The organism is Pseudomonas sp. R3-18-08, assembly GCF_003852065.1.
Taxonomy (GTDB): domain Bacteria; phylum Pseudomonadota; class Gammaproteobacteria; order Pseudomonadales; family Pseudomonadaceae; genus Aquipseudomonas.
Genome location: NZ_CP027729.1, coordinates 2758415 through 2784119 on the forward strand (window position 1 = coordinate 2758415; position 25705 = coordinate 2784119).

Genomic DNA, 25705 nt, shown 5'->3' on the forward strand with positions numbered 1-25705 from the left:
AGCCCCCCTCCCACAGGGAATGCATAACGCCCGCTCTCTATAGGCAATTCTTGCAACTTGCATGACTTTAGGAAGTTCAATTTAGTTAACTTGCTGAAATATAAGGATTTTATTTTTTGTTTGCACTGGCACGCTGCCTGCACTGTCCTTTTTGAGACTTGTAACACTATTTTTCATGCCTGGAGCAAAACAACAATGATCACATCCTCATCCACGCTGCAAGAGTCGAGCGCGCTCTCCGGGGTTTCCTGGGGGGCGATTTTCGCTGGTGCCGCTGCGGCGGCTGCGCTGTCCCTGATCCTGGTGCTGCTGGGCTTCGGCCTGGGCTTTTCGGCGGTATCGCCGTGGGCCGACAGCGGCATGAGTGCCAAGGGGCTTGGCATTTCCACGATTGTCTGGCTGGCTTTCACCCAAATCGTCGCGTCGGGCCTGGGCGGCTATATTGCCGGCCGGTTGCGCGTGAAGTGGGCCAACATGCATGGCGATGAAGTGTACTTTCGTGACACCGCCCACGGGTTCCTGGCCTGGGCAGTGGCGACGCTGATTACCGCGATGCTGGTGGTCGGTTCGGTCAGCAGTGTGGTCAGCGGCGGCGTCAAAGCCGGTGCCAGCGTTGCCTCGGGTGCCGCCAGCAGCATGACTCAAGCCGCCGGCAACGCAGCAAAAGGCGCGCACAGCGGTGATTTTGGCTACTACGTCGACAGCCTGTTCCGCGATGATCGCCCGGCAGCTGTCAGCGATGACGCCGCCCATGCCGTGGTCGGTCGCATCTTCGCTCGCACCCTGAGCAATGATGGCCAACTCGCACCGGAAGACCGTACCTACCTGGCCCAGCTGATCAGCCAGCGCACCAACCTCAGTCAGGCCGATGCCGAAGCGCGTATCGACAAGGTGTATGGCGATGCCCGCAAAGCCATCGAAGATGCCAAGGTCAAAGCCAAGCAAGCCGCTGATACGGCCGCCAAAGTGGCTGCCTACACGTCGCTGTGGACCTTCGTCGCCCTGCTGATCGGCGCATTCTTCGCCAGCTTCGCCGCCACCTTCGGCGGTCGCCGCCGCGATGCTGTGGTGTACGTCGAAACCGAAACCTACGTTCGTTAATTCAAGGAGAACATGATGCGCTCATTACTGCTGTGGTTCCTCGGCATTCCAATTCCGTTGATCATCCTGATCGCAATTTTCATGCACTAAACCCGAGCATTACTCGGTCCCATGTCGGAGGGGGCTTGCTCCCGATGGCGGTGGAACAGTCGATGCTGCAAGCGACTGACACACCGCCATCGGGAGCAAGCCCCCTCCCACATTTGGTTTGCGGTGAGCCTCGCTTCAGTCGTCGAACCCTACCTGCTCGTGAATCTCATCCACCTTCAGTTCCAAGCGATACGCCACCGCGATGAACAGCGCCTGGCACAGGCACAACGTTGCGCTCAGTGAGCGGAAGGCGAACGACGAGCCTTCATTGACCAATAACACCGCGTTGGCCCGCTTGGCCAGGGGCGACAGGTTGCTGTCGGTGATGATCAGGGTCTTGGCCTGATGGTGCTGGGCGATGCGCAGGCAGTGCTGGGTCTCTTTGCCATAGGGCGTGAAGCTGATGGCGATCACCAGGTCATTGGCGCGCACGCTGCGCATCTGTTCGCGGTAGCTGCCGCCCAGGCCCGAGATCAGGTGGATACGCTTGTTGGTGTGCTGCAGGTTGTACACCAGGTAATCGGCCACCGCGAATGAGCGGCGCACGCCGACCACGTAGATATTGTCGGCATTCACCACCAGGTCCACGGCCTTGTCGAAGGCCACGTCGTCGAGCTCCATCCCCAGGCGTTCGATGCCCGACAGCGTTGCGTTGACGCATTCACGCGCCAGGTCGCCGCCGCTGGCCTTCTGCGACTTGTTGGCGATCATGCTGCGGATGCGTTGCTGATAGTTCTGCACCGGTGTGGTCTTGTGGGTGTACGCCTCGCGAAACAGCGCCTGCATCTCACTGAACCCACTGAAACCGAAGCGCTGGGAAAAGCGCACGATGGCCGAGGGATGCACTTCGCATTCACGGGCGATGTCGCTGATGCGGTCGACCATGATCCGGTCGCTCTGCTGGCTCATGTAGCTGGCGATGCGCTTGAGTTGGCGCGGCAGGCTTTCGTATTCGTCGGTGATCAGCTGCAACAGGCGTTCGGCATTGATCGGAGGGCTGGCGATCGTATCTTCCAGGTGGGTCTCGGGATCGGTGCGGGACATGGGCAATCCTTCTGGCGTGTTCGTCTGGTGCGCTGATGGGTGGCGCAAGTCTACAGGGTAGGCGCAAAAAAATACCTCGGCATCACGGCCCGCCTGGGCTGCTGAAACGATGCACGACGGCTATCGCAGCATTATGCTGGCTTATTGGAAAAAATATTCCACTAAAAATAATTATGGAATAAATATTGATTGCCGCCGCCGGACGTTCTAGTCTGCTCCACCAAGAGCGTTTGCCGTCGCCACGGCGGCACAACGCAGGCTGATAAAAATAACAGGAGCCAGCATGGGCCAGACTCGTTTTGCCAGTGGGCGTCAATTGGATCTGATTTGCCTCGGACGCCTGGGCGTCGACCTCTATGCGCAGCAAGTGGGGGCGCGGCTTGAGGACGTGTCCAGTTTCGCCAAATACCTCGGCGGTTCCTCCGCCAATATTGCCTTCGGCACGGCACGGCTGGGGCTCAAGTCGGCCATGCTCAGCCGCGTGGGCGACGACCACATGGGCCGCTTCCTGCTGGAATCCCTGGCCCGTGAAGGCTGCGACGTCAGCGCGGTCAAGGTCGACCCGGAACGCCTCACCGCCCTGGTGCTGCTTGGCCTCAAGGACCGTGAAACCTTCCCCTTGGTGTTCTACCGCGAAAACTGCGCCGACATGGCCCTGCGCGCCGAAGACATCAGCGAAGCCTTCATTGCCTCCAGCAAGGCGCTGTTGATCACCGGCACGCATTTCTCCACCGATGGCGTTTACAAGGCCAGCATCCAGGCGCTGGACTACGCGGCCCGGCATAACGTCAAGCGCGTGCTCGACATCGACTACCGCCCGGTGCTGTGGGGCCTGGCCGGCAAGGCTGATGGCGAGACCCGTTTCGTCGCTGACCAGCAGGTCAGTGAGCATGTACAGAAGATCCTGCCGCGCTTTGACCTGATCGTCGGCACCGAAGAAGAATTCCTGATCGCCGGCGGCAGTGAAGACTTGCTCACCGCGCTGCGCAAAGTGCGTGAACTGACGCCCGCGACCCTGGTGGTCAAGCTCGGCCCACAGGGCTGCACCGTGATTCACGGCGCGATTCCTGCGCGGCTCGAAGATGGCGCCATCTACCCCGGCGTGCGCGTGGAAGTGCTCAATGTACTCGGCGCGGGCGATGCGTTCATGTCGGGCTTCCTCAGCGGCTGGATCAATGATGCCAGCGATGAGCGTTGCAGCCAGTTGGCCAATGCCTGCGGCGGCCTGGTGGTGTCGCGCCACGCCTGCGCACCGGCCATGCCCACCCCTGTCGAGTTGGAATACCTGTTCAACAGCCCGGTGCCGATCACCCGGCCTGACCAGGACGCGACCCTGCAACGCCTGCACCGCGTCAGCGTGCCGCGCAAAACCTGGAAGCAGCTGTTCGTGTTCGCCTTCGACCACCGCTGGCAGTTGGTGGACCTGGCTCAACGCGGCGGCCAGGACGTGGCGCGCATCAGTGATGCCAAGCAACTGTTTATTCAGGCCATCGAACGCGTCGAGAAAAAACTGGCTGATCAAGGCATTGAAGCCGACGTCGGCCTGCTCGCCGACCAGCGCTTCGGCCAGGACGCGCTCAATGCGGCCAGCGGCCGGGGCTGGTGGATCGCCCGCCCGGTGGAAGTGCAGAACTCGCGGCCCTTGGCGTTCGAACATGGCCGCTCCATCGGCAGCAACCTGATCGCCTGGCCCCAGGAACAGATCATCAAGTGCCTGGTGCAATTTCATCCCGATGACGCGCCGCTGCTGCGCCTGGAGCAGGAAGCGCAGCTCAAGGCAGTGTACGAAGCGTCGATCGTCAGCGGGCATGAACTGCTGCTGGAGGTCATCCCGCCCAAGGATCACCCCTCGACCTATCCCGACGTGCTCTACCGCAGCCTCAAGCGCCTGTACAACCTGGGCATCTACCCGGCGTGGTGGAAGATCGAGGCGCAATCGGCCGAGGACTGGAAAAAACTCGACGAACTGATCGAAGAACGTGACCCGTACTGCCGTGGTGTGGTGCTGTTGGGCCTGAACGCCTCGGCCGAATGCCTCGCCGACGGCTTCCGGCAAGCCAGCCAGAGTACGACCTGCCGAGGATTTGCCGTGGGCCGCACGATCTTCCAGGAACCGAGCCGCGCGTGGATGGCGGGGGAGATTGATGATGAGGTTCTGATTCAGCAAGTCCAGGCCACGTTCGAACAGCTCATCAACGCCTGGCGCAGTGCCCGAACCTGATCACAGGTCTAAATGTGCAAAGCAATTCCAATGTGGGAGGGGGCTTGCTCCCGATAGCGATAGTTCAGTTACAGAAGTGTTGCCTGACACTCCGCTATCGGGAGCAAGCCCCCTCCCACATAGAGCAGATCTCATGCAACTTTGAAAAACAATAAGGTGCAGCCATGCCCGCAATCCGAATTGGCATCAACCCGATCTCCTGGAGCAACGACGACCTGCCGGCCCTCGGCGGTGAAACGCCGCTGAGCACCGCCTTGAGCGAAGGCAAGGAAATCGGCTACGAAGGTTTTGAACTCAACGGCAAATTCCCCAAGGACGCCAAAGGTGTCGGCGACGTACTGCGCCCCTACGATCTGGCGCTGGTGTCCGGCTGGTATTCCAGCCGCCTGGCGCGGCGTTCGGTGGCTGAAGAAATCGAGGCCATCGCCGGCCACGTCGAGTTGCTCAAACAGAACGGCGCGAGCGTATTGGTCTACGGCGAAGTCGCCGATTCGATCCAGGGTTCGCGCATCCGCCTGATCGAACGCCCACGCTTTCACAGTGAACAGGCGTGGCAGGATTACGCCGATAAGCTCACCGAACTGGCGCGGTTCACCCTGTCCCAGGGCGTGCGCCTGGCCTACCACCACCATATGGGCGCCTATGTCGAATCCCCCGAGGATATCGATCAGTTGATGGCACGCACCGGCCCGGAAGTCGGCCTGCTGTTCGACTCGGGCCACTGCTACATGGGTGGCGGCGAACCCCTTGAGGTGCTGCGCAAACATATCGCGCGCATCTGCCATGTGCATTTCAAGGACGTGCGCAAACCGGTGGTGCAACTGGCGCGCAACCAGATGTGGAGCTTTCCCGACTGCATCGTCAACGGCACCTTCACCGTGCCCGGCGACGGCGATATCGACTTTGCCGAATTGCTCGATGTGCTGTTGGCCGCCAACTACGCGGGCTGGCTGGTGGTCGAGGCCGAGCAGGACCCGGCCGTGGCGCCCAGCTACATCTATGCAAAAAAGGGCTATGACACCTTGCGTGCGCTGCTCAACGAGAGGACTTAACCATGAGCTTGCTGGTCAAGAGCAATAAACGTGGGCAGACCATGGTCGCCCTGGAAGCCGGGCGCTTGGAGTATGTGGGTTTTAGCGCCTATCGCCTGAGCCTGGGCGAAACCCTGCCGGTCAGCGCGGGTGATAAGGAGCTGTGCCTGGTGCTGCTCAGCGGCCGGGTGAATATCGAAGGCGAGGGCTTCGACTGGCAGAACCTGGGGACCGTCAATCGGTGTTCGAGGACAAATCCCCGTTCGCCGCCTACTTGCCGCCGGGCACCCAGGCCCAGGTCAGCGCCTTGAGTGACGTGCAGATCGCTGTCTGCGCCGCGCCCGGTGCGAGCGGTTACACACCGCGCCTGATCCGCCCGGAGCAGTGCAAGCGCAGCGTGCGTGGCAAGGGCGCCAACACCCGCTACGTGTGCGACATCCTGCCCGACAGCGAGCCGGCGCATTCGCTGCTGGTGGTGGAAGTGCGCACGCCGTCCGGGCATTCGTCGAGCTACCCGCCGCACAAGCACGACACCGATGACCTGCCGCACCAGAGCTTCCTGGAAGAAACCTACTACCACCAGGTCAACCCGCCCCAGGGCTTCGTGTTCCAGCGGGTGTACACCGACGATCGCAGTATCGACCAGGCCATGGCCGTGGAAAACAGTGACCTGGTAGTGGTGCCCAAGGGCTATCACCCGGTCAGCGTGCCGTACGGCTACGAGTCGTATTACCTGAACGTCATGGCCGGCCCCAAGCGTGCCTGGCACTTCCATAACGACCCGCAGCACAGTTGGCTGCTGGACCTCTGAACGGTTTTGCACGGAGAACAACAACAATGAAGTCGCCGTTACGTTTTGCCCTTAACCGCATGGTCGCGCCCAACCTGTCCCTGCCGGAGTTCATCCAGTTGGCCGTGGCCTTGAAGTGCGATGCCATCGAGATCCGCAATGACCTCAAGGACCGCCAGATCGAATACGGCGCCCCGGCCAGCCGCGTGCGCCAATTGTGCGCAGCCCAGGGCATCACGGTGCTGTCGATCAACGCGCTGTACCCCTTTGATGTGTGGAATGACCAGCGCCGTGCCCAGGCGATCGAGCTGGCCACCTATGCCCGGGAATGTGGCGCGCAAGGCCTGGTGATGTGCCCGTTCAACGAGCCGGGCGACACCCGCAACGAAGCCCAGCGCGCCGCCGGTTTGCGCACGGCGTTAAGCGAGTTGGCGCCGATCCTGCGCGAGCACGGGATTCTCGGTTTTATCGAACCGCTGGGCTTCGAAGAATGCGCCATGCGCCGCAAGTGCGTAGCGGTGGACGCGATCCAGTCCATCGGCGGCCTGGATGTGTTCCGCCTGGTGCACGACACCTTCCATCATCACTTGGCCGGCGAGCACGAGTTCTTCCCTGAGCTGACCGGGCTGGTGCACATCTCCGGCGTGGAAGATGCCGAGGCGCCGCTCAATTCGATCCGCGACGGCCACCGCGTACTGGTGGGCGAGGGCGACATCCTCGGTAACGCCGCGCAGATCGACACTTTGCTCAGCACTGGCTACAGCGGCTACCTGTCGTTCGAGCCGTTTGCCACAAGTGTGCATGAACTGGCGGATATCCAGCAGGCCTTGGGGGCAAGCATCGCCCACCTGCAAAAACGTTAAGGGGCGCGACATGACCACAACCCGACTGACCATGGCCCAGGCCCTGGTGAAGTTCCTGGATAACCAATACATCGAAGTCGATGGCGTGCAGAGCAAGTTCGTCGCCGGGGTGTTCACGATATTCGGCCACGGCAATGTGCTGGGCCTGGGCCAGGCGCTGGAGCAGGACAGCGGCGACCTGGTGGTGCATCAGGGCCGTAACGAGCAGGGCATGGCCCACGCTGCCATCGGTTTCGCCAAGCAGCACCTGCGGCGCAAGATCTACGCGTGTACCGCATCGGTCGGGCCCGGCGCGGCAAATATGCTCACCGCTGCGGCGACCGCGACCGCCAACCGTATTCCGTTGCTGCTGTTGCCGGGCGATGTCTACGCCAGCCGTCAACCGGACCCGGTGCTGCAACAGGTCGAACAGTTCCACGACTTGAGCATCAGTACCAACGATGCGTTCCGCTGCGTGAGTAAATACTGGGACCGTATCAACCGCCCCGAGCAGTTGATGACGGCGGCGATCCAGGCCATGCGCGTGCTCACCGATCCCGCCGACACCGGCGCGGTGACCCTGGCGCTGCCTCAGGACGTGCAGGGTGAAGCCTGGGACTATCCCGACTATTTCCTGCAAAAGCGCGTGCACCGTATCGAACGTCGCCCAGCCACCGCCGCAATGCTTGGCGATGCGCTGGCGGCCTTCAGCGGCAAGCGCAAACCATTGATCATCTGCGGTGGCGGGGTCAAATACTCCGGCGCGAATGCCGCGTTGCAGGCCTTTGCCGAGCGCTTCGAGATTCCCTTCGCCGAAACCCAGGCGGGCAAGAGCGCGGTGGTGTCCAGCCACCCGCTGAACGTTGGCGGCATTGGTGAGACCGGCTGCCTGGCGGCCAACCTGCTGGCACCCGAGGCGGATCTGATCATCGGCATCGGCACGCGTTATACCGACTTCACTACGTCGTCCAAATCACTGTTCAAGCACGCCGAGGTGAAGTTTCTCAACCTCAATATCTGCCCCGGCGATGCGTTGAAACTCGACGGCGTGCAAGTGCTGGCCGACGCCAAGGTTGCCCTCGAAGCGTTGGCCGATGCCCTCGGTGATTACCGTTCCGGCTGGGGCGAGCAGATTGCTGACGCCAAGGCGCAGTTGGATGCCGAGGTCGACCGCGTGCATCAGGTCGAATACCACGGTGATGACTTCGTGCCGGAAGTCGACGACCACCTGGACCGCGCCGTACTGCGCGAATTCATCGAGCTGACCGGCTCATGCCTGACCCAAAGCCGTGTGCTCGGCGTGCTCAATGCGACGCTCGCCGATGACGCAATCATCGTCGCCGCCGCCGGCAGCCTGCCCGGCGACCTGCAGCGCGCCTGGCGCAGCAAGGGCGTTAATACCTACCACGTCGAGTACGGCTATTCGTGCATGGGCTACGAGATCAACGCCGCCCTAGGTGTAAAGCTGGCCGAGCCGGGCAAAGAGGTGTACGCGCTGGTCGGCGATGGCTCCTACATGATGCTGCATTCGGAGCTGGCCACCTCGATCCAGGAGCGCCGCAAGATCAACGTGGTGCTGCTCGACAACATGGCCTTCGGTTGCATCAACAACCTGCAGATCGGCAACGGCATGGACAGCTTCGGCACCGAGTTCCGCTATCGCAACCCCGAGAGCGGCAAGCTCGACGGCGGCCTGGTACCGGTGGATTTCGCCATGAGCGCGGCGGCTTACGGCTGCAAGACCTACAAGGTCAGCAGCGTGGAACAGCTTGAAGGGGCTCTGGCCGATGCGCGTACTCAAACCGTGTCGACCCTGATCGATATCAAGGTGCTGCCCAAGACCATGGTGCACGGCTACCTGTCGTGGTGGCGGGTGGGCGTGGCGCAGGTGTCCACCAGCGAACGCACCAACGCCGCCGCGAAAAAACTCAATGAACACCTGGCCAAGGCCCGGCAGTACTAATAACAAGAGGAGTGTTTGTATGTCGTTGAAGCTTGGAGTGATCGGTACCGGTGCCATCGGCCGTGACCATATTCGTCGTTGCAGCCAGACCCTGCTCAACAGCCAGGTGGTGGCAGTCACCGATATCAACCTGGAACAGGCGGCCAAGGTGGTCGCCGAGTTGAAGCTGGACGCCGAGGTGTACCCGGACGGCCACGCGCTGATCAACTCGCCGCAGGTGCAAGCCGTGCTCGTGACCTCGTGGGGGCCGAGCCACGAGGAGTTCGTGCTCGCCGCCATCGCTGCGGGTAAACCGGTGTTTTGCGAGAAGCCCCTGGCCGTCACCGCTGAAGGCTGCCGCAAAATCGTCGAAGCCGAAGTCGCCCACGGCAAACGCCTGGTGCAAGTCGGGTTCATGCGCCCGTACGACGAAGGTTATCGCGCCTTGAAGGCCGTGATCGACAGCGGCCAGATCGGCGAGCCGCTGATGCTGCACTGCGCGCATCGCAACCCGACGGTGGGCGAAAACTACAACACCGACATGGCGATTACCGACACCCTGATTCACGAACTGGATGTACTGCGTTGGCTGCTCAACGACGACTACGTCTCGGTGCAGGTCGTGTTCCCGCGCAAGACCAGCAAAGCCCTGGCCCATCTGCGCGACCCGCAGATCGTGCTGCTGGAGACCGCCAAGGGCACGCGCATCGACGTCGAAGTGTTCGTCAACTGCCAATACGGCTACGACATTCAGTGCGAAGTGGTGGGGGAGAGCGGCATCGCCAAATTGCCCGAGCCTTCCCAGGTGCAACTGCGCAGCGAGGCCAAGCTGTCGAATGCGATTCTGATGGATTGGAAGGATCGCTTCATTGGCGCTTATGACGTGGAATTGCAGGCGTTCATTGACAGCGTGCGGGCCGGGCAAGTGGGCGGGCCGTCGGCGTGGGATGGCTATGCGGCAGCGGTGGCGGCGGATGCGTGTATCGAAGCGCAGGGCAGTGGGCAGATTGTGCAGGTTAGCCTGCCGGATCGCCCGCATTTCTACGGCTAACACTCGGTCAATGTGGGAGGGGGCTTGCTCCCGATTGCGGTGTGTCAGTTGGCAAATCAGGTGACTGATCCACTGCCATCGGGAGCAAGCCCCCTCCCACATTTGATTCAGTTTCCACTTCCAGTAAGGAGTGACTTCATGCGAATCGGACTGGTCGGCTATGGCCATGGAGGGCGCTTTTTTCATGCGCCACTGATTGCAACATTGCCGGGCGCCACGTTTGTGGGGGTGGTGACCCGTTCACCCGAGCGGCGTCAGCAACTGAATACCGATCTGCCAGGGGTAAAGGCCTTCGACAGCATCGGCCAGATCGTCGAAGCCGGCGTCGATGCCCTGGTCATCTCCACCACCCTCAAGGGCCGCCCGGCGCTGGTGCTGGAAGCCATCGAACACGGCGTGGCGGTGGTCAGCGACAAGCCCTTCGCCGCCAACGCCGAGCAGGCCCAGGCCTTGATCACCGCCGCTGAACGCCAAGGCACGCTGCTCAGCGTCTATCAGAACCGACGTTGGGATTCGGATTACCTGACCCTGCGCAAACTCATCGATGCCGGTGCCTTGGGTGAGATCACCCGTTTTGAGTCCCGTGTCGAACGCTACAGCCCGCAGGCAGTGGGCAATGCCAGCGGCGGCGGCTGGTTGCGCGACCTCGGCAGCCATTTGGTGGATCAGGCCCTGCAATTGTTCGGCCCGGTGGACAAGGTATTCGCGCAATTGCAATTCACCCCTGAGCACCCCAACGTCGATCACGGCTTCTTCGTGTCCCTGACCCACGCCAACGGGGTGGTCTCCCATTTGTGGGGCAATGCCTTGCAGAACTGCCAGGCCCCACGTTTTCGCGTCAGCGGCACCTTGGGTTGTTACACCGTGGACGGGCTGGATGGCCAGGAAGAAGCACTGATGGCCGGCAAGTCGCCGAAAACCGAAGGCGAGCACTGGGGCGCGGAAGAGCATCGACGCTGGGGCTGGTTCGAACAGGGGCCGGAGCGTGAACGGGTGCCCTCTGAAAAGGGCTGCTGGACCCAGTTCTATCGGCAGTTGCAAACGGCGGTGCAAGGCCAGGGCCCATTGCCCGTGGACGCCTATGACGCGCTGGAAACCACCCGTATATTGGACGCCGCACGCCTCAGCGCCGAGCGCCAGCAGGTGGTTTCAACAAAAATAGAATAAAATTCTAAAACAGGTTGATATGGAAATTATTTTCCAATAAAGTCTTTTCCAGGTTGCATAAAGTACGTCTTGGGCTCGACCCCGGCGACTCAACAAAAACAAGATCAAAAACAACCAGGTACCGTCAGATGAAAATCTTCAACGCTGTACTGCGAGTTTTACGCCCTGCCCACACGCCACGCGCACTGCCCCGCGCCCGGCCGTTCTACTTCTCCTTCCTCAATGTGCTGTGCGTCGAAAACCAGGGCGCGCTGGTCTGCTGCATTCCAGGCGCGCCGGTGGTGCGGGTGCCCGCTGAACGCTGATAAAACGCAACGTCCATAAAACCAACAAGAAAGTGGAGACAGACCGTTCATGAAGACCCCGATCCGTTTTACCGCGCTGGCCCTGTCGATGCTGCTCGCCAGTGGCGTCGCCACGGCCGCCGACATCAAGGTGGGCGTGAGCATGTCCGCCTTCGATGACACCTTCCTCACCTACCTGCGCGAAGACATGGACAAGCAAGCCAAGTCCTATCCCAAGGGCGACGGCGTGCAACTGCAGTTCGAAGACGCCCGCGCCGATGTGGTCAAGCAACTGAGCCAGGTCGAGAACTTTATCAGCCAGAAAGTCGACGCCATCATCGTCAACCCGGTGGACACCGCCTCGACAGCCAACATCATCAAGGCCGCCACCGCCGCGAAAATTCCGCTGGTGTTCGTCAACCGCCGCCCCGACCAGAAAGACTTGCCCAAGGACGTGGTCGCGGTGACGTCCGATGACGTTGAAGCCGGCAAGCTGCAAATGCAGTACATCGCCGAAAAACTCGGCGGCAAGGGCAAGATCGTGATCCTGCTCGGCGATCTGGCGAACAACTCCACCACCAACCGCACCAAGGGCGTGAAGGAAGTGCTGGCCAACTACCCGGGCATCAAGATCGAGCAGGAACAGACGGGTACCTGGTTGCGCGACAGGGGCATGACCCTGGTAAACGACTGGCTGACCCAGGGCCGTGAGTTCAATGCCGTACTGGCCAACAACGACGAGATGGCGATTGGCGCGGCCATGGCGCTCAAATCCGCAGGCACCAAGCCCGGCACCGTGTTGATCGCCGGGGTCGACGGCACGCCGGACGGCCTCAACGCAATCACCAAGGGTGAGATGGCCGCCTCGGCGTTCCAGGATGCCAAGGGCCAGGCCGTCGGCTCGGTGGAAGCGGCGCGCAAGATGGCCAGGAACGAGCCGGTGGAGCAGAACGTGGTGATCCCGTTCAAGCTCATCACCCCGGACAACGTCAAAGACTTCAAGTAGCCCTGACCTCACAACCCTAAGCTGGCAGGGCGGTCACGGCCGCCCTGCAGATGGAGTACCTTCCTATGCTCGCTCATGCCACTGTCTCGCAGCCGCCGGGTATCCAGCCGCTGGCGCAGGACGAACCCTACCTGCTGGAAATTCTCAACATCAGCAAAGGCTTTCCCGGCGTCGTGGCCCTGGACGATGTGCAGTTGCGGGTGCGCCCCGGCACGGTGCTCGCGCTGATGGGCGAGAACGGTGCGGGCAAGTCGACGCTGATGAAAATCATCGCCGGCATCTATCAGCCCGATGCCGGCGAAATTCGCCTGCGCGGCAAGCCGATTGTGTTTGAAACCCCCCTGGCGGCCCAAAAGGCCGGGATTGCGATGATCCACCAGGAACTTAACCTGATGCCGCACATGAGCATCGCCGAGAATATCTGGATCGGCCGTGAGCAGCTCAACAGCCTGCACATGGTCAACCACCGCGAAATGCACCGCTGTACCGCCGAGCTGCTGGCGCGGCTGCGCATCAACCTCGACCCGGAAGAACAGGTCGGCAACCTGAGCATCGCCGAGCGGCAGATGGTCGAGATCGCCAAGGCCGTGTCCTATGACTCCGATATCCTGATCATGGATGAACCGACCTCGGCGATTACCGAGAAGGAAGTCGCCCATCTGTTTTCGATCATTGCCGACCTCAAGTCCCAGGGCAAAGGCATCGTCTACATCACGCATAAAATGAACGAAGTGTTCGCCATCGCCGATGAAGTGGCGGTGTTTCGCGACGGCCAGTACATCGGCCTGCAGCGTGCCGACACGATGAACAGCGACAGCCTGATCTCGATGATGGTCGGCCGTGAGCTGAGCCAGTTGTTCCCGGTACGCGAGACGCCGATCGGCGACTTATTGCTGTCGGTGCGCAACCTGAGCCTGGACGGTGTGTTCACGGACGTTTCGTTTGACCTGCACGCCGGCGAAATCCTCGGCATCGCCGGGTTGATGGGCTCGGGCCGCACCAACGTGGCGGAAACCATTTTCGGCATCACCCCAAGCAGCAGCGGGCAGATCACCCTCGACGGCAAACCGGTGCGCATCAGCGACCCGCACATGGCCATCGAGAAGGGCTTTGCGCTGTTGACCGAGGACCGCAAGCTCAGCGGCCTGTTCCCGTGCCTGTCGGTGCTGGAGAACATGGAAATGGCGGTGTTGCCGCACTATTCGGGCAACGGTTTCATCCAGCAGAAAGCCCTGCGCGCCTTGTGCGAAGACATGTGCAAGAAGCTGCGAGTGAAAACCCCCTCGCTGGAACAGTGCATCGATACCTTGTCCGGCGGCAACCAGCAGAAGGCGCTCCTGGCGCGCTGGCTGATGACCAACCCGCGACTGTTGATCCTCGATGAGCCGACCCGTGGCATCGATGTGGGCGCCAAGGCCGAGATCTACCGCCTGATCTCCTTCCTCGCCAGCGAGGGCATGGCGGTGATCATGATTTCCTCGGAACTGCCCGAAGTGCTCGGCATGAGCGACCGGGTAATGGTGATGCACGAAGGCGAACTGATGGGCACCCTGGATCGGGCTGAGGCCACCCAGGAAAAAGTCATGCAATTGGCCTCCGGTATGACCGTGGTCCACTGACTCCAGAATAAGAAGGTAATTGGCTATGAACGCAATAACAGACAACAAGCCCGCGATGGCACCGGTCAAGAACCGTCGACGCATGCCCACTGAATTGAGCATCTTCCTGGTGCTGATCGGCATCGGCCTGGTGTTTGAACTGTTCGGCTGGATCGTGCGCGACCAGAGCTTTTTGATGAACTCCCAGCGCCTGGTGCTGATGATCCTGCAAGTGTCGATCATCGGCTTGCTGGCCATCGGCGTGACCCAGGTGATCATCACCACCGGCATCGACCTGTCGTCCGGCTCGGTGTTGGCCTTGTCCGCGATGATCGCTGCCAGTTTGGCGCAGACTTCCGATTTTTCCCGTGCAGTGTTTCCGTCCCTGACCGATTTGCCGGTGTGGATCCCGGTGGCGATGGGCCTGGGCGTGGGGCTGCTGGCGGGGGCGATCAACGGCAGTATTATCGCGGTGACCGGTATTCCGCCGTTCATTGCGACCCTGGGTATGATGGTCTCGGCCCGTGGACTGGCGCGTTACTACACCGAAGGCCAGCCGGTGAGCATGCTTTCGGATTCGTACACGGCCATCGGCCATGGCGCGATGCCGGTGATCATCTTCCTGGTGGTGGCGGTGATTTTCCATATCGCCCTGCGCTACACCAAGTACGGCAAGTACACCTACGCCATTGGCGGCAACATGCAGGCGGCGCGTACTTCGGGGATCAACGTCAAGCGGCACCTGATCATCGTCTACAGCATCGCCGGCCTCCTGGCAGGCCTGGCAGGCGTGGTGGCCTCGGCCCGTGCGGCGACCGGCCAGGCCGGCATGGGCATGTCCTATGAGCTGGACGCAATCGCGGCGGCAGTGATCGGCGGCACCAGCCTGGCGGGCGGGGTAGGGCGCATCACCGGCACCGTGATCGGCGCGCTGATCCTCGGCGTGATGGCCAGTGGGTTTACCTTTGTCGGGGTGGATGCGTATATCCAGGACATCATCAAGGGGCTGATCATCGTGGTGGCGGTAGTGATCGACCAATACCGCAACAAGCGCAAGCTCAAGCGCTGAGACAATATTGAGGACAGCACCGGTCAAATGTGGGAGGGGGCTTGCCCCCGATGGCGGTGGCTCAGTCAAACAGATGGCGACTGACACTCCGCAATCGGGAGCAAGCCCCCTCCCACATTGAGTAATGCGCCAGCTTGTTCAACCGTTTGTCTTCTATATAGCTCACCTGGACTGAATTTCTTGCTATAAACGCACTCCGATGACCGTTCGCCAAGCCCGTCCTGGTGCTTTTGGGGGTTGATCGGGAAAAATGCCTGTCATTTCAGTTGCTGCGCCTTCAAGTCGGCCTTAGACTGCCGCCCCTCGTAAATTGAGTGCCGGGTGGCGCTTGGAACGGATGGCGCCTTTCCGAGACCTGCAGAGGTCGGCCGGAACGCTCCCTTATTCGCCTTAATGCACGTATTTTTTATAGAGAAATCAATGACAAAGGAAAAGTTGCTGGCCATGCCGGCGGATGACTACATGAATGCCGAACAGCACGCTTTTTTTGAGAAGTTGCTGCAAGACATGAAAGTGGAACACCACGAGCGCATTGAACAGAACCGTATCGCCATTGAAAGCCTGGACACGCCTGCCGACCCGGCTGACGCTGCTTCCGTGGAAGAAGAGCGCACCTGGCTGGTCAATGCCATCGATCGCGACCAGCGCATGTTGCCGCAACTGGAGCGTGCCCTGGAACGTATCAAGGAAGATTCCTTTGGCTGGTGTGATGACAGCGGCGAGCCTATCGGCCTCAAGCGCCTGCTGATCAGCCCCACCACCAAATACTGCATCGAAGCGCAAGAGCGCCACGAGCAGATCGACAAGCATCAGCGTCAAGCCTGATGTGCTGCACGGGGGGCCGCAGGCTCGGCTCCCCAAAGAATTATTCGTTACGCCCTGGTTATTGATCTACTGCATGCACTTGCACTAAAGGCCCATGGATAATGGCCCGATAGTGGCGTTTAATGCAGACACAATAACGACAAGCAGCGGGGTAACGACAATGGCTGGAGACGGATCTCTGACGGGCGCAGCAGTGCCACCGCAATCGGTGGCGCGCGTGCTGCCCGGCTGGCTCACACCGCTCGCGCAGAGCGCCGCCCTGGTGCTGCTACTGCTGGGCCTGGCGTTTACCCGCTTGCCGATTTATGTGTGCCTGCCGCTGGCCTTGCTGGTGATCTGGCTACCCCGCCTGAAAAGTCCCAAACCTGGGGTGGCGCACGCTGCGGCCAGCGATGCGATTGGCGAGCTGACGCGCGATCTGTCCTATACCACCAGCCATAACGCACTCTCCGCTGCGGGCGTGGCCTATTCGGTCAAGCAGCTGGCGGCGCGTTTGCAGTCGCAGCTGGGCGCCTCCCAACAGATCGTCAGCAGCGCGCAAGTGATGATCAGCACCGAACAGGTCACTTCCCAGCTAAGCCGCCAGGCTTTGGGCGCGGCCAGCCAAGCCCATCAGCGCAGCAGCGAAGGCCGGGAAGTGCTGGTGCAGTCCATCACCCGCATGCATCAACTCAGCCAGCGTGCCGATGCCAGCCGCGAGCTGATCGAAGCCTTGAGCCAGCGCAGCGAGGAAATCCAGCGTGTGACGCTGGTGATCCAGTCTATTGCCAGCCAGACCAACCTGCTGGCGCTGAACGCGGCGATCGAGGCGGCGCGGGCCGGTGAACATGGGCGTGGCTTTGCCGTGGTCGCCGATGAAGTACGCGGCCTCGCTGGCCGTACGGCCACGGCCACGGATGAAGTTGGGGTGATGGTCGCTGATATCCAGCAGCGTACCGCCCAGGTGGTGGAGCAGATTCGCCAACTGTCGGCGGACCTGCACACCGGTGTTGAACAGGTGGAACATGCCGGCGAGCACTTGGCGAGCATCGCCAGCCTGGCGGCGGATGTGGAAACCCAAGTCAGTGAAATCGCCCAGGGCACCGACACCAATCGCACGCAACTCGACAGCCTGTTCCACGCCGTGGAGCAGATGCGCAGCGACCTTGCGGTAAGCGATCAGCAAACCCGCCAGCTCGCCGACGCCGCTGTGCAAATGGAAGGGCAGGCGGAAACCATCAGCGAGCGCCTGGCGCAAGTCGGCCTGGATGACTATCACCAGCGTATCTACGACTTGGCTCGCGAAGGCGCCAGGCGCATTGCCGATCAGTTCGAGGCGGATGCGCTGAGCCGCCGGATCAGCCTCGAGGATCTGTTTGACCGCAACTACACACTGATTGCAAATACCCGTCCGAGCAAATATAAAACCCGTTTTGACGCTTACACCGACCAGGTGTTGCCCGCCATTCAAGAGGCGCTGTTGCCACGTCATGAAGGCTTGGTGTTTGCCATCGCCTGCACCCAACAGGGCTACGTGCCGACACATAACAAAGCGTTTTCCCACGCCTTGACCGGGGATGACCAAGTGGACGCAGTGCAGAACCGCACCAAGCGCAAGTTTGACGACCGTACCGGCATACGCTGCGGTAGCCATCAACAGCCCATGTTGCTGCAGACTTACACGCGCGATACCGGCGAGCTGATGCACGACTTGTCGGTGCCGATCATGGTCCAGGGGCGTCATTGGGGTGGTTTGCGCCTGGGCTACAAGCCGCAAGGTGCAAAGCCAGGGCGATAATGATTACTGTTGTTCGCCAGCCGTGAGGATGCGCAGGAATGCAAGGCTGCCTGGCAAGCGCTGATGCGCCGGAGCAATCAGGCAGCCTGCATTGCATCAAGCGGCGGGAGACTCGTGCAGCAGGGCGTTGAGGTCATCGACCGCAGGCGCCCATTCGGCGTCGATATGCAGTTGTTCCCTGAGGAAGGCCGCCTGTTGCTCGCTCCAGAACGGCGCGTCGATGAGTTTGACGTCATCCGGCAAACGGTGTTCGGCGGTGAAGCGTTCGATGGCTTCCTGGCTGGAATCCAGGCCTAGTTGTTCGAACAGGGTTTCAAGTGTCGGGGTGGTGGTGTCCATAACATTCTCCATGCGGGCTGATCATCGTCCTGCATGTGAGGGGTATGGCACGCCAGAGTTCTATCGGATTATCAAGAACTGAGTGCGCCTGAATCCACGGCGGCTTTCAGCTCCTTGGCGGCCTCTTTCGCTGCGATGGCCGCAGCGTCGACGGTTTTGAACCAGCGGTCTTTCTCTACCTGATGCGTTGTCACTGTGGTCAACGGCGGTTTGGCCCGCATGATGATGACCGCTTGGAACTCACCGTCTACTTCCCTGGCATCGCCATGGATAAAAAATTCGCCAATATCAAATTCCGTCACGTATAGGCTTCTCTTCAAGGTAACTGCACTGATGAAACCTGACCCGCACGGGGCAAACTCCAATGGACGGGTCAGTATGGCAGTTGTTGAAGGGCCGCTGTGCAGTAAAGTCAGCCAGGTGACGAAACGAGTGTGCCGTGCAGGCTATACAAGTTGGCTTCCAAGGCTTTGGCCAGTGCACAGGCCTTGGTGTGATCGCTGCGAAAGCCTTTTATCCTGCCGCTGGTCACTTCCTGGATATGGTAAAAATTCCTTCCGGCCGGCACAACGCGATAAAGCACGGAATGGGAGTACCCATCGGGCGTAGGTAAGCAGTAGTATTGCGGTTCGCCTGGACATGATGAATGCGAGTGGAAGGACGTATCGTCGTGTTGACGTCGTAGCATGCTCAGCTCCTGTCGATCGACCTTGTTGATATAGCCGCCACGTTTCGGGTGGTTTGACTTGTGTTGCTGTTTTAGTATTGTCGTTGGCGGCCCGTGCCTGGTTCCATGCCCAGGTGTTTTCTTTTGTGATGCGTGTCGGAAAACTGCGTTTTTAATCGGGTTATTCTCTGAAGTTGTTCGACCCGTATTCTCGGGTCGTTGAACCTGTGATTTGCTGTGTTGCCGGATGACCTCGCATAAGGGCCACCGCGCTTATCTGTACGGGTCTTATGGGTTTTCTTCAGGTTTTTAACGAGTCTGTGATCGTGCCGTAACGGCCGTTTTTTTGTGCTGCCCGCTCAAGCGGCCAGTGCTATTTCGATGTGGGGGCGTTTCCTTGGCAGTCAGTAATCTGGATATGCACGCGTTATTCGTGCTGGGTGATTTGCGCGCAAAGTTGGTCAAGCAGTTTCAATCTCGTTTTGTCTACGTCACCGAGCAGACACCGGAAGGTATCTACATCGCTGAGATCGATACCGAAGCGGCGTTGGTGGTGGACGACAAGCCACGCCTGGAACTCAAGGTCGGCGATCATTTTCGCGCGGCGGTATTGCCCAGCCGCGAAGGTGGCAAGTTCGAACTGAAATTCCGCGATATCAAGTTGACCGTATATGGCCTGGGCGACTACGCGTTTGTGTCATCGGCCGAGGGCGAGGGGATTGTGTTCAAGGAAGGCCACAGCGTCATGCTGGTATTTGCTGCTCACGAACAGCTGCAGGAAGGCCTGACCAAAACCCTCAAGGCCGTGACAGGCAAAGCCGCCAAGTGGCGCAAGGGCGAACTGGTGACGTTCAAGGCCAGCGAATAAATATCACCACGGCGAACTTCTTTTATCTTCCGGAACCTCTACTACAGTTGAGTTGACTTAACTATTCAGAGGCTTCGCGCTTAGCAGCAAAGCCGTCCGCTGATGGCTGCGATATCGCGAGGTGCGAGGGGATGAAAGGATTGCGAACACTGTTGGCTGCATCGTTGACGGCCCTGGGCCTGTCACTGGCGTCAATGCCGGTATCGGCCGCCCAGGCGCCGGTGCACTTTGCCGACCTGAACTGGGAAAGCGGCAGCCTGATCACCGAGGTGCTGCGGTTCATTGTCGAGAAGGGCTACGACTTGCCCACCGACACCTTGCCCGGTACCACCATCACCCTGGAAACCGCCCTGGCCAAGAACGACATCCAGGTGATCGGTGAAGAGTGGGCGGGCCGCAGCCCCGTCTGGGTCAAGGCCGAGGCTGAAGGCAAGGTAGTGGGCCTGGGCGATACGGTCAAGGGCGCCACCGAAGGCTGGTGGGTGCCGGAATACGTGGTCAAGGGAGACCCGAGCAAAAACATCAAGCCCCTGGCCCCTGACCTGAAAAGCGTAAATGACCTGGCGCGCTACAAGGATGTGTTCCAAGACCCTGAGTCTCCCGGTAAAGGGCGCTTTCTTAACAGCCCCATCGGCTGGACCTCGGAAGTGGTCAACAAGCAAAAGCTCAAGGCGTACGGCCTGGACGACAGCTACGTGAACTTCCGCAGCGGCTCGGGGGCGGCACTGGATGCCGAGATTGCGTCGTCGATCCGCCGGGGCAAGCCGGTGCTGTTCTACTACTGGTCGCCCACGCCGCTGATGGGCCGTTATAAATTGATTCAGCTGCAAGAGCCGCCGTTCGACGCCGAGGCCTGGAAGACGCTGACGGATGCGGACAATCCTGATCCCAAGCCGACGCGCTCGCTGGCCTCGAAATTGAGCATCGGCGTGTCTACGCCGTTCCAGAAGGAGCATCCGCAGATTGCGCAGTTTTTCGAGAAGGTTGAGTTTCCTATTGAGCCGCTTAATCAGGCGTTGGCGAAAATGAGTGAGAACCATACGCCACCTCGGGACGTGGCCCAGGCGTTTCTCAAGGCTCATCCCGAGGTGTGGAAGGCGTGGTTGACGGAGGATGTGGCACTCAAGGTTGAGTCGGCCCTCAACTGATCGACAGTATTGCTACCTGATGGAGATCAAAATGTGGGAGGGGGCTTGCCCCCGATGGCCATAGGTATCTACACAACTGTGTAGCAACCTACGGTAACCACGATGCGAAGCGAGTCGCTCTTGATCTTGCTCTTGCTCTTGATCTAGGCGCCCCGTTAAACCACGCTGGCCGGAATTCGATATTGATTTGGGGGGTAAACCGGCAGGGATGCCGGTTTAGCCGCCCCGCGCCATGGATGGCGCGTGGCGGCGGCCCCCCAAATCAATGTCGGATTACGGGCACACCGAGCCTGGGCGAGGTGCCGAGTGGTGGGGCAAGAGCGTTTTGCTTACTTTTGCGCTTTTCAAAAGTGAGACGCCGTAAGGGCGGAACCCATAGCAGCCGTTACCGCAGCAAGGGATATGTACTCGCTCTGATCCAACATCTTGGTCGGCTGTCAGGCCGCCATCGAGGGCAAGCCCCCTCCCACATTGCTTGTATTCCAGCTTTAGAATCGGGTTTGTACAGCAACCTCGAACGTTCGCGGTGAGCCGAGGTAATACGCCGGTGAAACGTGGGCGAATTCAGCATACACCTCATTGGTCAGATTGCGCACCCGGCCGGTTATCGAGGTGTGTGTGTCCACTTTATAGCGCAGAAAACTGCCAAACAGCGTGTAGGCCGGCACCGTCTGGGTGTTGGCATTGTCGGCATACACCTGGGCGACATGGCGCGCGTCTACGCCGCCTTGCCAATTTTCTGAAAAGTCATAGGTCAGCCATAGATTGCCCACGCGCTTGGGCACGTTGGTCGGTGTATTGCCTTGACGCGACACCACGGAGCCGCTGGCAGTTTTCTCGTTGAAGTCGTCGTATTGCGCGTCCACCCAGGCGACGTTGCCTTCAGCCAGCAATTGGGGGGTGATGCGCAGCGAACTGGCCAGTTCGATGCCCCTGGATGACTGCGCACCCACAGGAATGCTGCGGGTGGGGTCCAGTGGGTCGGTCACCGCAAAGTCCTTGCGCTCTATCCTGTAGACGGCAAGCGTGGCGGCGCCACGACCCTCGAGGTAGTCGAACTTGCTGCCTATTTCCCATTGCTTGCCGGTCGATACGTCGAACACCTGAGTCGTGGTGCTCGGCTGTTCGGCGGCGGTGCTGTATTGCACGTAGACGTTGGCGGATGGCACGAACTGGTAGGTCAAACCCACGCGCCCGGTCACCGGTTCCCAACTGCGCTGGAGGTGCCTTGGGTTGGCGGCTGTCACCGTTCTGTGGTTGGTCACGTCCAGGTCGATGGCGTCGTAGCGCAGGCCGGTGAGCAGCGACAATGTGTCGGTCAAGCCCAGGCGGTTTTCCACGAACAGCGCTTTTGTAGTCACTGCATTGGTCTTGTCTTTGACGAAACCGGGTCGGGTGCCCGGTATGTCGTAGAAATGGCCGGGCTGATAGCCGTTCGGCTCGACTGTGCTGTTGCCCGGCACGTTCAACGGGCTATTGGTGGTGCTGTTGACCTTGTATTCGAAGCCTGCGGACCAGGTGGTGGCCAGGCCGAAGACGGTGTCCTCATGGCGCAGCTCGAACTGGTTGCCGTTCTGCTCACCCTGATGCCGCACCTGATAGGCGGTGGAGCGGTTCACCGCGCTGTTGTCGGCGTTGTACTGGTAGGTTTCCAGGTTGCGGTAATCGCGCTGGCTGTCGAGGTGGTAGAGGGTGTTTTTCAGGGTGGTGCTGTCGTTGATCCGGTAGTCAATGATTGAACGTGCCCAGCGTGTGCGCTGTTCATAGCGACCGTCCGCGACGTTGTAGTTGTTGAAGCGGTTGTGCCTGTCGATCTTCAACTCGCCGGCCTTGGGGTTGAGCACGGGAGTGCCCCAGTAGGGGCTGTCTTCGTGCTCGTCCTGATATTCCAGCGCCAGGGTATGGGACAGGTCCGGGGTCAGGTCGCTGAGCAGGGAAAACGCCACGCTCCAGGCTTCGCGTTGATCGAGGTCGATATAGCTGTGCTGCGTGTTGCGGCTGACATCCAGGCGCGCGTAATGCTGCACGGCGGCCCCGGGCTCGGTAAGCGCATGGTTGAGGCCCAGCGCCAGGCCGGCGGTGTCATGGCTGCCATAGGTCAACTGGCCTTCGACGGCGTGCTCCTCACGGCTGGCCAGCCTGGTCACGTAGTTCAGCGAACCGCCTACGGAGCCTGCGCCATTGATCAGGGAGGAGGGACCGCCGACCAGTTCGACACGGTCGTAGATCCACGCATCCACCGGTCGCGCGAGGCCGGTGGCGACGTTGATACCGTTGAACATCTGGGTGATCTGGCTGCTGGTGAACCCACGGTATGAGACGAACCCGCCAAAACCCGGTGGCGCGCTGGCGTTGACGCCGGGCAGGGTATTGGCCGCATCGCGAAAGGTCTTGGCGCCATGGCGTTCGATGTCGTTGCGCGTGGCGATGGCCACCGACGCCGGGGTGTGGCGCACGCTCAATCCCAGCCGCGACGCCATGCCGCTGGGTTGATCCAGGGCCAGGCCGGGATCGACGGTTTGCTCGCCTTCGATGGTGGTCGGGGCCAGCTCAAGGGCTGGGGCGCAAACAGGCAGGCAGCCGCACAGGCCCGCCAGCAAGGGTAAGTGTTTCATGGTTGAATCCTGAAAACTTGGCGTGAAAATGACGCACGACCGCGCGTATTTCCGGATGGAAACAGGGGGCTGTGCGCAGGGACAGCGCAGGGATCAGGCGAAGGCGGGCGGCGCGCGCGGGTGGGCTGTGGGCCAGGTGAGACGGGTGGGGATGTCAGCGGCAAGTACCACGGCCGCAGGCGGGGCGTGCGGCTGTGGCAACACCGCTACATTCAGGTGACTGCTGAGCGCGGGGCCCATGCCGCCGGTGGAGCACAGGGGGCAACCGAACGCCTTGGACAGTGTTGGCAGGCTCTCATCGGTAGAGTTTGATTGCACGGGCGCCTGCGTGCGCGGGTCGACCGTACAGAACTGACCGCTGATGCCGTTGAGCTGCATCCCGACCATTTGCCCGTGCCCGATGCTGCAGGCGAACACATTGAATAGGACGCAGCCATACAGCATCCAGGCAATGAGCGAGCGGTCGATTCGGGCAAGTTTCATGGGGCGGCACTTTAACATCAGCTGCCGACGAAATACCTGCAAAAAATATCAGGGCGTCTATGCTCAGTCCCACCATTTCTGGGGACGCCCGCCATGAGCTTCGTCGTTGCGCGCTGGATCGTCGCAATTTTCACCTGCATCAGCATGGTGCATCTGTACTGGGCCGCGGGCGGCAAACTCGGCAGCCTGGCCGCCATTCCTCAATTACCGGGCGAATTCGCCAGCGGGCCAAGGCCGGCGTTCAAACCCTCGGCGCTGGGCACCTTTCTGGTCGCCATGGGGCTGGTGGCGATTGCGCTGCTGGTCTGCCTGCGCGCCGGACTATATTTTTCGCCGGTGTCCCATGGGGCGCTGCAATGGGGGATCAGTGCGATTGCTGTGGTGATGTTTGCCAGGGCGATCGGCGATTCGGAGCTAGTGGGGTTTTTCAAAAAGGTGGTGGGCTCAAGGTTCGCCAGGCTGGATACCTACTTTTATTCGCCGCTGTGTCTGGTGTTGGGCGCTGGCCTGTTGGTAGTGGCATGGGCCTGAGATAAGGCAATCTGATGGCCCCTCTATAACAAAATTCTCGCCAGAATCACTTTTATTTTCAGGTGGTTAGGTGAGGAAGCTAATGCGCACTGTTGGAATCATGCTGATTGCCTGTTCCCTGGCCGGCGGCGCGGCAGCCGCGCAGGCTCGGGAGTTGCGCGAGGGCGACAAGTATATGTGCAGTTGGGGCGCAGGCACGGCTGCCAGGGCCCAGGAACTCAAGCTTTCGGGGGTGTCGCTGTACGCCGCGCGGCAAAAGATCCAGACCATCAAATTCAACAAATCGTGGATGCGCATGATGGCCATGGGCATTACCGAGCAGACCTATGACAGCCGTTCACGGCTCAAACCCGAGGCGATTCGCCAGAGTTTCTACCAGGATTGCGTGCTCTATAAAGTGGCGCGTAAATAGTCCGGGACACGCACGGTGCAATGAACAACAGTGTTGGAAGTATAAAAGTGGAATAACTAATAACCCTTTTTTATAAGTGGATTAAGTTCAAAGCTTGCCCCTAACTTGCACCAAAAAGTGGCACTAATCTGCCTCTTTCCTTAAAAAACATGTGGTTATTGAATGACTTACGATGCTTTCAATCCGACGAAAGGAAGAAAATAATCTTGTGACGCGTTTTTGCAATCGCTACTATAGCCGTGCGTTCACCTCCCACGGTTTATGCATTTTTAAATCCCAAGTTTCCATCAGCTACTTGGGATTTTTTTTGCCTGGAATTTGGCACAACAGCGTCGGCAAAGCCGTCGCGTCAGAGGCGGCGCAGGAAAGATTTGACGATGTGCCGCGTGGCGTCAGTGGTGTCTAACTCATCGAGAGCGTTGTAGGCGTACCACTGGCAGTCGACGATCTCGTTGCACGGTCGCGCCTCGTCGATGTTCACCACTGAGGCCTCAAACACATGGTGCAGGGTGTCGCGGGCCTTCAGCTCCTGCAGGTACAGCAAGCCGTCCACGTTCAACCCGGTCTCTTCTTCCAGCTCGCGCTCTGCCGCGCCCACTGGGCGTTCACCGCGTTCGACCTTACCGCCCGGCAACGCCCATTTCGATCTTGCCTTGCGCACAAAGAGGATATGCCCCTCGTGTTCGCATATGACCGTGGCCCGTATTTTCATCATCTGTGCCTGTAACGAAATCTTTGTCATAAAAGTGTAATGCAATTGTCATGCTAAGTGGTTATGGCGCGCCAGGGTGTGTATGTGGATAC

At 60.3% G+C, this 25705-nt stretch carries 23 protein-coding genes and 1 pseudogene; 18 read left to right on the top strand and 6 right to left on the bottom strand.

Translation table 11 applies throughout. The features are described from left to right. Window positions 1-195 precede the first annotated feature (195 nt). The gene (locus tag C4J92_RS12585; protein WP_124362694.1) at window positions 196-1101 is read left to right on the top strand and encodes a hypothetical protein; all 906 of its coding nucleotides are present in this window, start codon (window positions 196-198) and stop codon (window positions 1099-1101) included. A 225-nt stretch (window positions 1102-1326) separates the two neighbouring features. On the opposite strand, the gene C4J92_RS12590 is transcribed toward C4J92_RS12585, so the two are convergent. Beyond that, window positions 1327-2235 (bottom strand): MurR/RpiR family transcriptional regulator, encoded by a 909-nt coding sequence (locus tag C4J92_RS12590; protein ID WP_124362695.1) that lies wholly within the window; start codon window positions 2233-2235, stop codon window positions 1327-1329. A 283-nt stretch (window positions 2236-2518) separates the two neighbouring features. On the opposite strand from C4J92_RS12590, the gene iolC reads away from it, so the two are divergent. The 13 genes and pseudogenes from iolC to C4J92_RS12650 all read left to right on the top strand — a co-directional run bounded on the left by iolC (window position 2519) and on the right by C4J92_RS12650 (window position 17838). Beyond that, window positions 2519-4456 carry a 5-dehydro-2-deoxygluconokinase gene (gene iolC, locus C4J92_RS12595; RefSeq protein ID WP_124404068.1) on the top strand — a complete coding sequence of 646 codons (1938 nt, stop codon included), beginning with the start codon at window positions 2519-2521 and terminating at the stop codon, window positions 4454-4456. Window positions 4457-4620: 164 nt separating this feature from the next. Next, window positions 4621-5508, top strand: coding sequence for a myo-inosose-2 dehydratase (gene iolE, locus C4J92_RS12600; RefSeq protein ID WP_124404069.1), 888 nt, complete (start codon window positions 4621-4623; stop codon window positions 5506-5508). A 2-nt stretch (window positions 5509-5510) separates the two neighbouring features. Further along, window positions 5511-6298 (top strand): annotated as a pseudogene (gene iolB, locus C4J92_RS12605) (5-deoxy-glucuronate isomerase). A gap of 26 nt (window positions 6299-6324) precedes the next feature. Further along, window positions 6325-7140, top strand: coding sequence for a TIM barrel protein (locus C4J92_RS12610; protein WP_124404070.1), 816 nt, complete (start codon window positions 6325-6327; stop codon window positions 7138-7140). Between the two features lie 10 nt (window positions 7141-7150). Continuing rightward, window positions 7151-9082, top strand: a complete 1932-nt coding sequence (iolD, locus tag C4J92_RS12615; protein ID WP_124404071.1) for a 3D-(3,5/4)-trihydroxycyclohexane-1,2-dione acylhydrolase (decyclizing) — start codon at window positions 7151-7153, stop codon at window positions 9080-9082. A 19-nt stretch (window positions 9083-9101) separates the two neighbouring features. Further along, window positions 9102-10112 (top strand): Gfo/Idh/MocA family protein, encoded by a 1011-nt coding sequence (locus C4J92_RS12620; RefSeq protein WP_124404072.1) that lies wholly within the window; start codon window positions 9102-9104, stop codon window positions 10110-10112. Between the two features lie 138 nt (window positions 10113-10250). Further along, window positions 10251-11279: a Gfo/Idh/MocA family oxidoreductase gene (locus C4J92_RS12625; RefSeq protein ID WP_124404073.1), complete on the top strand. Its 1029-nt coding sequence runs from the start codon at window positions 10251-10253 to the stop codon at window positions 11277-11279. A gap of 128 nt (window positions 11280-11407) precedes the next feature. Beyond that, entirely contained in the window at window positions 11408-11584 is a 177-nt protein-coding gene (locus C4J92_RS26980) for a hypothetical protein (protein WP_163001556.1), read from the top strand. 49 nt (window positions 11585-11633) lie between these two features. Then, entirely contained in the window at window positions 11634-12569 is a 936-nt protein-coding gene (locus tag C4J92_RS12630) for a sugar ABC transporter substrate-binding protein (RefSeq protein WP_124404074.1), read from the top strand. 65 nt (window positions 12570-12634) lie between these two features. Next, window positions 12635-14188, top strand: a complete 1554-nt coding sequence (locus tag C4J92_RS12635) for a sugar ABC transporter ATP-binding protein (protein WP_124404075.1) — start codon at window positions 12635-12637, stop codon at window positions 14186-14188. A gap of 25 nt (window positions 14189-14213) precedes the next feature. Then, window positions 14214-15236, top strand: a complete 1023-nt coding sequence (locus C4J92_RS12640; RefSeq protein WP_124362706.1) for an ABC transporter permease — start codon at window positions 14214-14216, stop codon at window positions 15234-15236. Window positions 15237-15656: 420 nt separating this feature from the next. Further along, window positions 15657-16061: a TraR/DksA C4-type zinc finger protein gene (locus C4J92_RS12645; RefSeq protein ID WP_003191666.1), complete on the top strand. Its 405-nt coding sequence runs from the start codon at window positions 15657-15659 to the stop codon at window positions 16059-16061. Between the two features lie 544 nt (window positions 16062-16605). Then, window positions 16606-17838, top strand: a complete 1233-nt coding sequence (locus C4J92_RS12650; protein WP_372238390.1) for a methyl-accepting chemotaxis protein — start codon at window positions 16606-16608, stop codon at window positions 17836-17838. A gap of 96 nt (window positions 17839-17934) precedes the next feature. Here the strand turns inward: C4J92_RS12650 and C4J92_RS12655 are convergent, their stop codons facing one another. Then, window positions 17935-18177 carry a DUF2789 domain-containing protein gene (locus tag C4J92_RS12655; protein WP_124362708.1) on the bottom strand — a complete coding sequence of 81 codons (243 nt, stop codon included), beginning with the start codon at window positions 18175-18177 and terminating at the stop codon, window positions 17935-17937. A 71-nt stretch (window positions 18178-18248) separates the two neighbouring features. Next, the gene (locus tag C4J92_RS12660; RefSeq protein ID WP_124366909.1) at window positions 18249-18479 is read right to left on the bottom strand and encodes a hypothetical protein; all 231 of its coding nucleotides are present in this window, start codon (window positions 18477-18479) and stop codon (window positions 18249-18251) included. A 762-nt stretch (window positions 18480-19241) separates the two neighbouring features. On the opposite strand from C4J92_RS12660, the gene C4J92_RS12670 reads away from it, so the two are divergent. Both C4J92_RS12670 and C4J92_RS12675 read left to right on the top strand, forming a co-directional pair. Beyond that, entirely contained in the window at window positions 19242-19712 is a 471-nt protein-coding gene (locus tag C4J92_RS12670) for a hypothetical protein (protein WP_057725140.1), read from the top strand. Window positions 19713-19843: 131 nt separating this feature from the next. After that, window positions 19844-20860: an ABC transporter substrate-binding protein gene (locus tag C4J92_RS12675; protein WP_124404078.1), complete on the top strand. Its 1017-nt coding sequence runs from the start codon at window positions 19844-19846 to the stop codon at window positions 20858-20860. A gap of 488 nt (window positions 20861-21348) precedes the next feature. Here C4J92_RS12675 and C4J92_RS12680 read toward each other — a convergent pair whose 3' ends face one another. Both C4J92_RS12680 and C4J92_RS12685 read right to left on the bottom strand, forming a co-directional pair. After that, window positions 21349-23475 carry a TonB-dependent siderophore receptor gene (locus C4J92_RS12680; protein ID WP_124404079.1) on the bottom strand — a complete coding sequence of 709 codons (2127 nt, stop codon included), beginning with the start codon at window positions 23473-23475 and terminating at the stop codon, window positions 21349-21351. A gap of 93 nt (window positions 23476-23568) precedes the next feature. Continuing rightward, window positions 23569-23958 carry a DUF2946 domain-containing protein gene (locus C4J92_RS12685; RefSeq protein ID WP_124370597.1) on the bottom strand — a complete coding sequence of 130 codons (390 nt, stop codon included), beginning with the start codon at window positions 23956-23958 and terminating at the stop codon, window positions 23569-23571. Window positions 23959-24051: 93 nt separating this feature from the next. Here C4J92_RS12685 and C4J92_RS12690 point away from each other — a divergent pair, with 93 nt between their 5' ends. Both C4J92_RS12690 and C4J92_RS12695 read left to right on the top strand, forming a co-directional pair. Further along, window positions 24052-24489 carry a DUF3995 domain-containing protein gene (locus C4J92_RS12690; protein WP_124370598.1) on the top strand — a complete coding sequence of 146 codons (438 nt, stop codon included), beginning with the start codon at window positions 24052-24054 and terminating at the stop codon, window positions 24487-24489. A gap of 82 nt (window positions 24490-24571) precedes the next feature. After that, complete coding sequence (locus tag C4J92_RS12695; protein ID WP_124404080.1) at window positions 24572-24901, top strand: hypothetical protein; 330 nt, start codon at window positions 24572-24574, stop codon at window positions 24899-24901. Window positions 24902-25250: 349 nt separating this feature from the next. Here C4J92_RS12695 and C4J92_RS12700 read toward each other — a convergent pair whose 3' ends face one another. Beyond that, window positions 25251-25613: an NUDIX hydrolase gene (locus tag C4J92_RS12700; protein ID WP_124365144.1), complete on the bottom strand. Its 363-nt coding sequence runs from the start codon at window positions 25611-25613 to the stop codon at window positions 25251-25253. Between the last annotated feature and the right edge of the window lie 92 nt (window positions 25614-25705).